This is a genomic window from Paenibacillus allorhizosphaerae (genome assembly GCF_042659105.1).
Classification (GTDB): domain Bacteria; phylum Bacillota; class Bacilli; order Paenibacillales; family NBRC-103111; genus Paenibacillus_G; species Paenibacillus_G allorhizosphaerae.
In genome coordinates this window covers 777,273-789,476 of sequence record NZ_JBHSRV010000001.1, presented here as the reverse complement: position 1 = coordinate 789,476, position 12,204 = coordinate 777,273, and the positions used below count along the sequence as shown (strand labels likewise).

The following is a 12,204-nucleotide window of genomic DNA, read 5'->3' as shown; positions in this document are numbered from 1 at the left end:
TATGTTCAGTATTAGATATATTAGCAATAGATTTAACAATTAAAGTGATATAAATATAATACTAAGAACTTCTTATAAGTATTTCGAAGGAGTTGCTGGCATCATCTAACACCGTATTCATGCTGCGGTCGCTACGCTCCCTTGGTCTGCCCGAGGTTTTTCGGAGATGTAATATCAGGCAGACAACCCTGCACTGGCTAACCGCATCGCGGCCGGCCCAACGGGCCATAAGCCAGTGAGGGTTCATGAATACAAGAACGTTAGGCGAAATCCCTCAAACCATAAGTTTAAAGAATATTAAATATCTGTATGGAAGTGAATCCACATGAAGTCAAATGATGAATTAAATGCTTTTATTCAAGAACTAACACAAATATTAAATGAGCGTTACGAGAAGTCATATTGTAAAGGATATGATGATGTAACGACCATTTTCAACAAAGGATGTTCATTTGCTTATTACGATGTATTAGACATAATTAAACAGCAATTAATAGTAATAGGAAACGATTCTAATGATTTTGGTTCTACTGTACCGACTTTAAAACCCGGAATCTATACTTATACGGAATTTGTCAATGATCTAGGTATGGGTAGAGAGATTGAATTTTTATATAAGAATTCGAAATATTCGATAACAAATACTCCAAACGGGCATGTCTTTTCAGAATATAATAGTAATTTCAATACTTATCAAACAATAGAAGAACTAATCAAGAGAACCAGAATTGATAATAAAAACCTTAAAGAGCTATGGGAAGAAATAACTATTGATTGCATATTCTGAGAAGAGAGGGACTTCGTCTAACACCGTATTCACGCTGCGGTCGCTACGCTCCTTTGGTCTGCCAGATGATAACTCGGGGAGTCGTATCAGTCAGACAACCTAAGCCCTGACGGACCCGGCGCTACCGCGCCTTAAGGTTCTCGGGTTCGTGAATACAAGTACGTTATAAGAAATCCCCGCAAACCGTAAATGAAAGGAGTATTTATGGACCGTAAAGTTCTACGACGAGCCATATTCCTAATAGTTTTGTTATCGCTGATAATTTATATATTTAAAAACTCTGGGTATTCTATTATCGATAATAAAGTCATTAGGAATTCATATCCTTCGAAAGATGGTGAAGTGATATATGAAAAAGATTATGAAAATAAGAAAACAGTTATATGGAAGACTGATACTGGCTATTATGTAAAACTGGTGGAAGCTAAATGGGGTATCCTGTATCACGTACCTAATGTAGCTGAGCTACAACCCATGTCACCACTGATTGGGAAAGAGGGAGACATTAAACGGACATGGTCGGCGAGTTTAAATTCAAATAAGATGTATGATACTATATTCGCAGTCGAATCAGATAATCCTGAAATTAAAAGTATCATTGTAAGTAATGATAATATCGAACGCGTAATTTCATATGATTTTGATGAAATAAAAGAAAACTCAACTGTATTTATCGAATTAAATTTAGAAGATGGTTTCGCAGCATCTTACAATGAACTAAATACAAAGGATGCTGGAGGATTTATATTTAGAGGAGTAAACGAAAAGGGAGAAATAATAATATTAGGAAGATAAGAGCTTAATTAAGCAATTTCAAGAAGGCGGGGACATAACACCGTATCTATGCTTCGTCGCTAACACTCCTTGGTCTGCCCGAAGAAGTAGTTCAGGTAGACCCCCTTGCGAGCATAAGTCCTGACGGACCCGTCGCCAACCGCGCTTTAAGGCTCTCGGACTCGCGATTACAAGAACTTTATAGGAAAGGCATGCTAGCCTGTATTAATGAATCTAAAAACCTATTATAATCAATACGAACGCTTGTGCGTAAAGTATAATAAAGGTACAATATAATTACAATTGAATCTTGGGTGGGCATGGTTTCCCTTCGAAAGGAGGTGAAGCCATGGAAATAAAAGATGCACTTACGATTATGTTCCTTTTTGGAATGTTTATCCTTGCTCTTTTAACATACATCGATTTAAACAACAAGAGAAAGTAAAAACCCACCCGAAGATTGAGAGCCGTAGGTGGGTTTTTGATTCCTAAATGACTTAGAAAGGGAATTTACCAACCAAGCCAATTGTATTGACCAAGTGTTAGCCCACTTGGTCTTTATTAATAATAATATGATAACACACCATGATACTTGCATCAATTGATTTAAATGAATTTTCGAGATGGGAATTATGATAAAGACAATCCAAATGTAAAAGCAGAATTGTCTTTACGATGCGGGAGACAATCCCCTTGGTCAGCCGAATTATGTATAAAGGAAAAGTTCATGTTTAAGAAGATATTCGGATCAAAGAATAAAAAAGAAAAATCGGAAACACTCATTATCATTCAGTTGAATGACAAAATTATGCCAATGGATAGAGGAGTGCTTTACGAGGAACCCCTGGATGAATTTTTGCGTTCAAACCGTTATGGTGAAATCACTGGTGGAGGAACCATGCAAGCAGAATCCGGCGAAATCGAATTTTGCGACATGGAAGTTCTAATTTATAAAGGAAACGACTATAGGTCGATCATCGGTGAAATTATTTTGAAACTAGAGGATTTAGGTGCACCTAAGCGATCACATGTGATTTTAGAAAATACAGAAGAATGCATTGCGTTTGGCAAGAAAGAAGGATTAGCAATTTACTTAGACAGCGTAAACCTTCCTGAACGTGTATATGCACAATGTGATTTAAATGTTGTGCTCACCGAGTTATCTAGGTTAATTGGGTATGATGGAGAAGTTGAAAGGTATTGGCAAGGCACTACGGAAACTGCTTTTTATTTCTATGGAGATTCATTTGAGGATATGAAAAACGCAATATGGTCCCTCACGGAGTTATATCCATTATGTCAGAATACTAGAATCGTTCAGATTGCTTAACAAGTCGTTCTGGAGTAGTACAATAAATAGAATGAAATCACTTCAGCTTTTGAATCATCATATTTAGGGGAGAGACCAATGACAGAACACGAGGAATTACTTCTTAGGCTAGACATCGAGAGAAAAGAATACGTTAAAGAATACATTAGAATCGAGTGTAGAGGAAATGTGATTGACTTAGTCGGATTTTCAAGAGCGTTTGAAGAGTACATACAGCAACGGCCTTTAAAGAAAGATGGTTATAGATCGATTTCTTTAAAAAGTTTTCGTGATTTTTTAACATTACGGATTACTTTAAAAAAGGTGAAGTTCGTATAAATACATACCCATCTTATCAGGTTTAATTGAACTTGATGTTTTGTTATTTTTAAGTTCGTTCGAAGGGAAACATGATCCGCATCCAAACAATATGCGAATTTAATTCGAAGGTGGTATAAAAGATGGGGAAAATCATTTGTTTTATATCGGAAGACTTCGCAGATTTTGAAATTACGTTAGCTTTCCATAAAATAAGAAATATTGGAAAAAGAGAAGTTCTATCAATGGGATACAATGTTGAAACCGTCGTGAGTGAATCTGGTTTGTACTATAAGCCAAATGTCACAATTAATGAAGCAATGGAGCTTAGCGATATTGAAGGGCTCATTATCCCTGGTGGCCCGATTCGAAATCAACGGAAAGAGCTAACCGATTTTATAATTAAACTGGACCAAGAGGGGAAAATGCTTGCTGCCATATGCAATGGGCCGCAATATTTGGGAAGAGCCGGCATCTTACATACATGTAAGTTCACCACATCCTGCTCGATCGAAAGCATCAATAAATTGAAAGTAGAAGATCCGTTTCCACGGGAGAATTATATAGATAAGCGGGTAGTTAGAGAAAGACATGTCATTACTGCCAAAGGTCGTGCTTTTGTTGATTTTTCTTTTGAAATCTTTCATTATCTTGGGGTTTATCAAAACGCGGATGAAGAAAGAGAGCTATTTCATGACATCATGAACAGATAAAGTGGAATTTCATTTATAGATGCAATGAAAAGTTGTTTATCATTTCATACTCGGAGTGATTTTTTGCCGTTTACTTTTGCTCATCCTTTGTATGTTCAGATCTTTCTAATCGTATTGTTATTGATCAAAACCCCATATTCAACGAAGGCCTTTAGAAAAGTAGATTCGAGTAAAAAGCTCATTTATTGGCTAGTCGTATGTATAATAGCGATCGTCGCCGTAACCGCAAAGCTAGCCTTTACTTCAAGCACGAATATACTAGGAATCATTATTGTCTCTCCGATATCCGGCTTGATTCTTGGACTAATCGTTACAAGTCTCATTTTTCGAAAGAAAGTAATACAAATGTAACTTGAAAGGTAACGCCGTATCCCGCTATGGGATTGGTGGCTCCGTGGGAGAGGGAAAACTATATGCATGTAAATTTAAGTACGGTAGAACCAGAGGAATTAATGGGATTACTACTGAAAGCTTGGCAAAGCGCAGCACCGGAAAAAGTAGTTAAAGCTTATGGTGAAAGAACTAACAATTTCATAAAAGGTGGTTAGCAAGATGAGATCATCCCAAATTGTCAAAGATGATATGAAAAAGCAGCTAAAGGGTGTATACTCCACAGGGGAAAAGAGTAAGCAAGTAAGAATACACGAGCTGCCGGATTTGAAATACATTGTTACAACGAGGCAAGGACAATTTGATATCCGAAAACTGAATGATTCCAACAAAATCTACAAATGTTTGAATCGAATCAAACATTACACGGCGAAAGAGCTGAATAAAAACTTTATTATCGGTCCTACGGAATTCCAATGTGAGGATAGGGCCGGCAATGATGCGTCCATTACTATCATGATTTGCGTACCCGATTATTTGGAGGAACGGCAGCTTCATAATGCGATGATGGACAGTTTAGGTGGCATGGAGCATTCGATATTTTTTAAGACGATCCCGGGCGGCACGTTTGCTCAAATTTTACACGAAGGTTTATACGACGACATTATACATACGAAAGCCAAACTTGTTGAAGAAATTACGGCCAAAGGATTTGTGCCGACAGGTGCTTCTACCGAGATCGTTATGAATCCAATGCTTCATCACAATCATTGTAAAATCATTATCAGGCAGCGGGTTGAAACAAGCGCTACATGAAAGGGAATAAAACGTGGACGGTTGACCCCAAAGTAAGGGAAATCATCGATGCGTACATTGCGAATGAGTTGTTGGTTAATTCAGATCTTGAAGCTATCATTTTATGCGGATCGCAAGCTGCTGGAACGGCAACGGCTCATAGCGATATTGATCTTTGTTATATCGGGAAGTTTTCCGAATTTAGACGAGAGTTTAAATATTTTAACAACTATGAATTTCAAATCATGATCGCTCCATGGGATTGGTATAAAGAAGTATTAAATGGTTACGAGAGGAAAAGCAATATAGGGACAATCACAACAATGCTGGCGAAAGGAGTCTGTTTGTGGAGTAATTGTACAAAGAAATGGATTGAATTGCATGAAGAGGCTTCAGCCTATTATGCATCAGGCCCGACCCCGGCTTCTCAAGAGGAATTGACCCGGATTAGAAAAAGAATAACGGAACTATGGAACAATTTCATGGATGCAGACAATGAAGTCACCTCGGCATGGATCCGAAATCAGATTTTGCAAAGCTGCGTAGATGCGCATTTTATTATTCATCATTGGTGGGCTGTAAAGCCGAAGTATCAAATGAACGAACTGCGGCGTAGGGATCCATTATTGGCGGATTATATAGTGGAATGCTTACATAAGTTGGATGTGAAGAAGTCATTGCAAACAGTATGTGAATATGTATTAAATCCGATCGGTGGGTTGCTAAAGTGAAGGGCTGAAGAATAGGTATTAGAACGGCGGGAACTTTAGCTGGAAGTGGATTTGTGGGCGTCTCCCCGCAGGCTGCTAGTTTTTACTTGGAGGACAAAGATGAGACAACATAATAGAGAAATGACTAGGAAAACAAAGTATTACATGTACTCCGGCTCAGCATTATATGCCTTATCCATCGTAATAAGAATTCCATACCTATGGAGGTTTATATTACTAATCGCACTAACGCTTTTACTAACGGTTATAATTGACGAGCCCATTAAAGGTTTTTTGAGGAAATTGTTTACAGTGTTTTTATTTTTGTTTTTTGTAGGTACGCTGATGGGGTTAATTCTCACTTTGATTAAGATGATGCTAATCCGCAGCTAAATCTTACGAGAACCATGCCTTCGCATGCATCAAAAACCTACGCCGCTTAATGAACAAAAGGACAGCCTGGATGCTGTCCTTTTGCATGAGGGGATGATCGTTACTTTTGCCCTTTTGAGATATGCGGTATGTTATCGCGTAAACACGTGGTTGCCGATTTTGGCGATTTTGGGACGTGCTTTGCTCCAGGACGCTTTTGCCGTTCTGGGGTTGTAGTAGTAGAGCGCTCCGTCTGTCGGGTCTGAGCCGTTCAATGCTTTTTTCGCCGCTTCATAAGCGGTTTCATTCGGGGTCAGCTCGAACTGCCCGTCTTTCACGGCCGAGAACTGGCCGGGTTGTAAAATCACTTCTTCGATCGTATCGGGAAAAATGTTGGACTGTACGCGGTTTAATATAACGGCGCCGATCGCGACTTGCCCATCGAACGATTCGCCTCTCGCTTCGGCGTAAATGATGCGCGCCATTTGGTCGAGCGCCGTTTCTTTCGGCGCAACCGACTGTTTCAGCGAGTCGACGGTCGTATCGTCGGCCACTCCGTCGGCCGTAAGTTTTTGCGCGGTTTGAAATTTGCGGACCGCTTCAGTCGTCAGGACTCCGTAATAGCCGGTAACCCCGCCTTTCAAATAACCTAGTGCGGTAAGTCGCTCTTGCAAATCAAGCACGTGTTCGTTCTTGGCTCCTTTCTTCATCGGTTCGGCGGATGCGGTTCCGGATGCGGTTACAGCTCCTGCCATCCCGGCAAATAAGGATAAAACTATCGCGGCTTTGTTCAAAATCCGGTTACCTCCTCTTCTTCATGGGTCCGGCAAATGCGCGGACGTTGCTGCAAAAGGGCGTTAATCGGTTGCGGAAGCGGCTCGTCTACACTTTTCGGAGACAGGTTTAAAATTTTGTCCATAGTCGGAAAATTGGTTCAATTTGGGAGGGGAAACGCACGTATTTCGGATCCGTTTTGTCCATGGACTTGCCACTGAATTATGTTACATTGTAAAAGCACATAACAAATCGACATCAAAGAAGGAAATTGGAATGGACGCCTGGAAACGCAATTTGTACATCTTATGGTTCGGCAATTTTTTCTGTACCGCCGGGTTCAGCATGATCGTCCCGTTTTTGCCGCTTTACGTACAGGAGCTTGGCATCCATGACGAGAAGCAGGCTGCACTGTGGTCTGCCTTGATCTTCGGCATCAATCATGTGATGGTTGCACTCGTTTCGCCTTTCTGGGGGAAGATGTCGGATACATACGGGCAAAAGACGGCGATGATCCGCTCAGGTTTCGGTCTTACGATCATTATTGTATGTATGGGTCTCGTCCATACGCCTATGCAACTGCTGCTGCTTCGCGCCGTTTTCGGAACGATGGCCGGGTTCTCGACATCCTCTGTCGCCCTAATGGCAATTGAGACGCCGAAGAGCGAGGTAGGCCGGGCGTTAGGGACGCTGCAGACGGGCCAGGTGACGGGACAGCTGCTCGGGCCGCTCCTTGGCGGGCTGATGGCGGAATGGTTTGGCATGCGCAACTCGTTTTTTCTCACCGGACTGTTTATCTTGACCTCAACCGTTCTCGTGCTTTTTGGTGTGAAAGAAGCGAAGAAATACGAGAAGTTCCGATTCCGGAGGTTTTTGAAGAGAGATCAACCGGTACAAGCGGAAACGGACAAACCAGTGCAAAAAACGATGCTGCGCGAAGCGATCAGACAGTCGCCGGTCATTCTTGTATTATTCGTATCGACGTATTTGATTGCCGCCAGTTTGCAGAGCATCAGCCCGATTATTTCGCTGTATGTCAAGAGTATGCATGTTGAAGACCATATCGAGCTGATGGCCGGTCTCATCTTCGCATCGAGCGCACTCGGGACGGTGATAGCCGCACCGTACTTGGGCAAATTGGGCGACCGGTACGGACATATGATCATCCTGCTAAGCTGTTTACTGCTGATTTCGATTCTTTACATACCCCAGGCGCGCATATCGAACCCTTGGATTTTGATGGGTACCCGTTTCTTGACAGGACTGTGCGTCGGAGGACTGATTCCGTCGATCAGTTCGCTGCTGCGCCGGTTGACGCCTGTGAACATTCAAGGCAGCGTATATGCTTACAATGCAAGCGCCAATTCATTAGGAAATGTGTCCGGCGCCTTATTCGGCGGGATCGTGGCGAGCAACTTCGGCATTCCGATTGTATTCTATATTATCTCGGGTGTACTTTTCATCCATTTTCTACTTCTGACCCCTCAATATGGAAGGATTGGGAGAGAAGCGATAAAACGGGGGAATACGTCCTATTAGACGATCCATCGCGTAAATAAGCAATAAGTTGTGACAAATCGTTTAAGAAGGGTGATTTTTCCGGAAAACCGTGCTACATTGGGCATAGCACGGTTTTTTTGCGAGCTCAGAATGGTTAAGTACGCTAGAATGTTTTTTTATTTATGACAAAAAGGGGAAATACGGCTTTGAAAAAGAAACGGCTTATTACATGGTCGCTTGCCTTGTCGATGCTGGCGGGGAGCGCGCAGGCAGCCGGGGTACAGGTCTCCGGCACTACCATACATCTGCTGTTTACCGACAACCAAGCGACCGCGGAAGTGAACGGCTCTGCGGTTCAACTGGACGTCCCGGCGCAGAAGGTGAAAAACAGCTTTTTTGTCCCGATCCGCTGGGTTGGGGAGCAGCTTGGATTTCCCGTCACTTGGAATTCCGAGCGCAGATCGGTCGGACTTACGGCGCCGAAAGCTTATGTGGAGTGGGAGCTCGACCGAGGCATAGCATCCGTCAACGGGACGGAAAGTCCATTGCCGGAAACCGCTGTTCTGGCGGATGGGACGCTGCTGGTAAAACTGGACTGGATTGCACCTTATATGAACGCAACGTGCGTTTATGATTCGAATCGAAGCCGTGTGGAGCTGATCTACGTTCAGCCTACCGATCGGGCGTATCGCGAATCGCATTATCCCGGGGACACACAGCCGAACTCTCGGCCAATCGCCATCTTTGCGACGGATAAAGCGGTGTACCGGATCGGCGAACCGGTCGCTTATATCGATTTAAGCTATGATCCGGATTCCGAAGGATTGCCGAAGTACGAATGGACAGGCAATAAAGAAGCTTTTTTCGAGCCAGGAACTTATCCGGTGTCGCTGCGGATAGCGGACCCCCACAGCGAATGGAGCGAGACGTTCACGCATGAGGTGACCGTCATTGATGAAGTGCTCCATACCAAATCCGAATATCCTTGGTATGCGAAGCCGGTCGGTTCTTTCGTCAAGGACGAGTCGGCGGACTGGAAACGGCAGTTGGCAGAGGCACGTCAGCTTCCTGCGATCGTCACGATACCGGAGGAGCGCAAGCTTGTTATAAGCGGCAACGCCCCCCATACGATCGACCGCACCGGGATCGTTTATCAGGAACGGGTTAACGGCAAAGCCCGGATCGTATTGCATCATGTGAACGGGATGGCGCAACCGGTACGATTCGCTGCGGTCGTCCAAAATCCGGACACGCTCAAAAAACTTACCGTTCGCGTAACGCGTACGGGCGTGATGCAGCCGACGCTGCTGCATCGGTATAATGCACGAGAAGCGACGGTCGATTTCTTGACCAAGGCGGCAGCGGACGAGCAACTCGAGATCAAACCGGGAGAAACCGTAACGTTGGAGCAGTATACGCTGTCTGACGGACAAGGGTTCGCGAGCATCAGCGATATCGAAACGGACGGTCCTGCGAACGTCGGTTTTATCGCGGCGAAGCCGAATGAGCCGCTCCCGCCGCTGCCTGCTGCAGGAAAAACGGAGCAGGGACAAGCTCAAGGTCAAAAGAGCGACAGCGCGTATTCCGCCGTTCGGATGGATGCCGATGCGGATGCGCAGCACTTGACCGGACTGTCGCAATGGTCGTTTGGCGAGCAGAGCGACTTCGGAGCAGGGATGACCTACTCGCTGCACTTGTACCACCCGCGTCAGGCGGCGCTGGCGCTGCTGGTCAAGGACGGCGTCGCGGATGGGACGCTGAAAGTGAACGGGACGGTCGTACCGCTTCCGCAAGGAGGGATTACGGATCAGGACGGAGCGTTCCTGTTCTACCGGGCAACCGGTCTCGAAGCTTCGGTCGATATCGAGTGGATGCCTGCGCCGGGGAGCAAACAGCCGGTGCAATGGCTTTTGTATCCGCTTGAACAAAAAAAGTAATTTTGCAGACAGAAAGGACATTGTTTACTCATGCGAACATTACGACAAATGCTGCTGACCTTGAGCATCGCAGGTTTACTTACCGTAACGGCCGGACATGCCGCCGTCGCAGCCGTTCCGGAAAATACGCATCTGCTGCTCTATCCAGGCAGTTCTACTGTTTACGTGAACGGGTCCAAATCGGAAACGGACGTCGGTTTGGCGGAACGCAGCGGACGTTATTATTTGCCCGCAGCCAAGCTGCAGGACTGGTTCGGGGTTCCGGTGAAATGGAATGGGGAGAAAGGTGCCGTTCAGCTCACGACCCCTTCGGCATTCGTAGAAGTGCTTCTTCCGGGGCAAGAGCTGCTTGTCAACGGGATAAGCCAAAAGCAGAATACGGCGGTGCTGGTAGAAAAAGACCGGTTGTACTTTGAGCTAAAATGGCTGGAGCAATACATTTCTTTTCGCTCGAACGTAGACTCGAAGCTTCAGCGCGTCGAGCTGCGGTATATCAAACCGGCGGATAGCGCGTTGTTCCAGAACGATACGCTGCCGAACATGAAGCCGGTTGCGAAGTTTTCGGTGGACAAGGATTCTTACCGGATCGGCGAGCCGATTCGTTACAGCAATCTCAGCTACGATCCGAAGGGGACCGGGCTCACCGAGATCGAGTGGACGGGCAATGCGGAAGCGATCTTTACGCCGGGGCTGTACAAAGTGTCGCTTCAGGTGAAGGACGGCGTCGGCAATTATAGCGATACGTTCTCCCGCAACGTATTGGTGAAGGACGAACCGTTCCTGGATGAGTTCGAATACAAGGTTTACCACGAGCCAGTTGGCACGTACGTGCATGAGGAAGAAGCGGTGCTCCGCAAATATTTGCGCGACATTCCGCAGCTGCCGCTGGAAGAGCACAAACCGACGGATCGGCCGCTCATCGTCAGCGATAGTCCGGAGACGTTTACGGAGAAAGGCATCTTATACCAGGAGAAGGTAAACGGGAAAGCGAGGCTGTATGCGGATCATGTGAATGGATCGGGCAAAAAGATGAAGCTCGCCATCCTCGTCCGAAATCCGAATCCGGACCGCTCTGTCACGATCAAGACGACGAATAAAGGGGAAGTGTATCCATCCATCTACGCTAACCTGATCGGCAACGAAGCGACGATCGAATTTTTGCAAGGGGAACAGGCGCCCCAATCGATGGTGCTCAGACCGCAGGAAACCGCCTATTACAAAATGTATCCCGGCTTTTATCCCGATCAAGGCATGAATATAATGTATGACGTGGAAACCGACGGAGACGTCTATTTCTCCTTTGTGGCGATGGAGCCGGACGATGAGATTAGCGATGTCAGCTTGTATCCGCAAATGCCTTACAAAGGCAACGTCAGAGGGACGTTCACCGGTTCGGAAGTGCAGTGGAAGGTCGATGCATCGAAGTTCAGGAAGCCATCAAGCTTCCAGCTCGGCGACGGGACAAGCGACCGGTTCGTGACGGGCTATGACTTCTTCGAGAAAAGACCGGCGCTCAATTTGGGCAATTACGGCGTCGTCTACAACATTCATGTCGAGCGGCCGCAAGCGATGTCGGTGTTGATCCTGCCTCGCGGCGGCGTGTTCAAGGGGCCGTTCAAAGTCAACGGCAAAATCGTGCAAACCCCGCCATCCGGCGTTATGACGGATTATACCGGTTACACGATCATTGCCAGAACGAACGGAACGGAGCCGTCGCTGGACATAGCGTTCTCGCCTGCGGCAGGCTCGGCCTTTCCGATTGACATTATCTTCTATCCGATGGATCGCAAGTAAACATGCAATCATGTATACTTCATCAATAGGGCTTGGACGGCAAAGGGTGCGGAAATTCCGCACCCTTTGTTGATGTGCAGCTATTGCCATC

The 12,204-nt window shown here is 45.4% G+C and carries 12 protein-coding genes; 11 read left to right on the top strand and 1 reads right to left on the bottom strand.

The window, feature by feature from the left end; translation table 11 throughout:
• The first annotated feature begins 325 nt into the window (after positions 1 to 325).
• The 8 genes from ACFQI7_RS03295 to ACFQI7_RS03260 all read left to right on the top strand — a co-directional run bounded on the left by ACFQI7_RS03295 (position 326) and on the right by ACFQI7_RS03260 (position 5,757).
• The gene (locus ACFQI7_RS03295) at positions 326 to 787 is read left to right on the top strand and encodes a hypothetical protein (protein WP_377516609.1); all 462 of its coding nucleotides are present in this window, start codon (positions 326 to 328) and stop codon (positions 785 to 787) included.
• Positions 788 to 991: 204 nt separating this feature from the next.
• A complete protein-coding gene (locus ACFQI7_RS03290) occupies positions 992 to 1,582 on the top strand; it encodes a hypothetical protein (RefSeq protein ID WP_218096966.1) in 591 nt (196 codons plus the stop codon).
• 328 nt (positions 1,583 to 1,910) lie between these two features.
• A complete protein-coding gene (locus tag ACFQI7_RS03285) occupies positions 1,911 to 2,006 on the top strand; it encodes a putative holin-like toxin (protein WP_329958196.1) in 96 nt (31 codons plus the stop codon).
• Positions 2,007 to 2,288: 282 nt separating this feature from the next.
• The gene (locus ACFQI7_RS03280; protein WP_218096965.1) at positions 2,289 to 2,891 is read left to right on the top strand and encodes a hypothetical protein; all 603 of its coding nucleotides are present in this window, start codon (positions 2,289 to 2,291) and stop codon (positions 2,889 to 2,891) included.
• Between the two features lie 440 nt (positions 2,892 to 3,331).
• A complete protein-coding gene (locus ACFQI7_RS03275) occupies positions 3,332 to 3,901 on the top strand; it encodes a DJ-1/PfpI family protein (protein ID WP_218096964.1) in 570 nt (189 codons plus the stop codon).
• A 413-nt stretch (positions 3,902 to 4,314) separates the two neighbouring features.
• Positions 4,315 to 4,449 (top strand): hypothetical protein, encoded by a 135-nt coding sequence (locus tag ACFQI7_RS03270; protein WP_268966795.1) that lies wholly within the window; start codon positions 4,315 to 4,317, stop codon positions 4,447 to 4,449.
• A 4-nt stretch (positions 4,450 to 4,453) separates the two neighbouring features.
• Complete coding sequence (locus tag ACFQI7_RS03265; protein ID WP_218096963.1) at positions 4,454 to 5,047, top strand: GyrI-like domain-containing protein; 594 nt, start codon at positions 4,454 to 4,456, stop codon at positions 5,045 to 5,047.
• Positions 5,044 to 5,757 (top strand): nucleotidyltransferase domain-containing protein, encoded by a 714-nt coding sequence (locus ACFQI7_RS03260; RefSeq protein ID WP_218096962.1) that lies wholly within the window; start codon positions 5,044 to 5,046, stop codon positions 5,755 to 5,757. The genes ACFQI7_RS03265 and ACFQI7_RS03260 overlap by 4 nt, the downstream gene beginning before the upstream one ends.
• 503 nt (positions 5,758 to 6,260) lie before the next feature.
• Here the strand turns inward: ACFQI7_RS03260 and ACFQI7_RS03255 are convergent.
• On the bottom strand, positions 6,261 to 6,902 hold the full coding sequence (locus ACFQI7_RS03255; protein ID WP_230414604.1) for a cell wall hydrolase: 642 nt from the start codon (positions 6,900 to 6,902) through the stop codon (positions 6,261 to 6,263).
• 256 nt (positions 6,903 to 7,158) lie between these two features.
• On the opposite strand from ACFQI7_RS03255, the gene ACFQI7_RS03250 reads away from it, so the two are divergent.
• The 3 genes from ACFQI7_RS03250 (at position 7,159) to ACFQI7_RS03240 (ending at position 12,113) form a co-directional block, all read left to right on the top strand.
• A complete protein-coding gene (locus ACFQI7_RS03250) occupies positions 7,159 to 8,421 on the top strand; it encodes an MFS transporter (RefSeq protein WP_218096961.1) in 1,263 nt (420 codons plus the stop codon).
• A gap of 167 nt (positions 8,422 to 8,588) precedes the next feature.
• Positions 8,589 to 10,319 (top strand): copper amine oxidase N-terminal domain-containing protein, encoded by a 1,731-nt coding sequence (locus ACFQI7_RS03245; RefSeq protein ID WP_218096960.1) that lies wholly within the window; start codon positions 8,589 to 8,591, stop codon positions 10,317 to 10,319.
• 30 nt (positions 10,320 to 10,349) lie between these two features.
• Complete coding sequence (locus ACFQI7_RS03240) at positions 10,350 to 12,113, top strand: stalk domain-containing protein (protein ID WP_218096959.1); 1,764 nt, start codon at positions 10,350 to 10,352, stop codon at positions 12,111 to 12,113.
• Positions 12,114 to 12,204 lie beyond the last annotated feature (91 nt).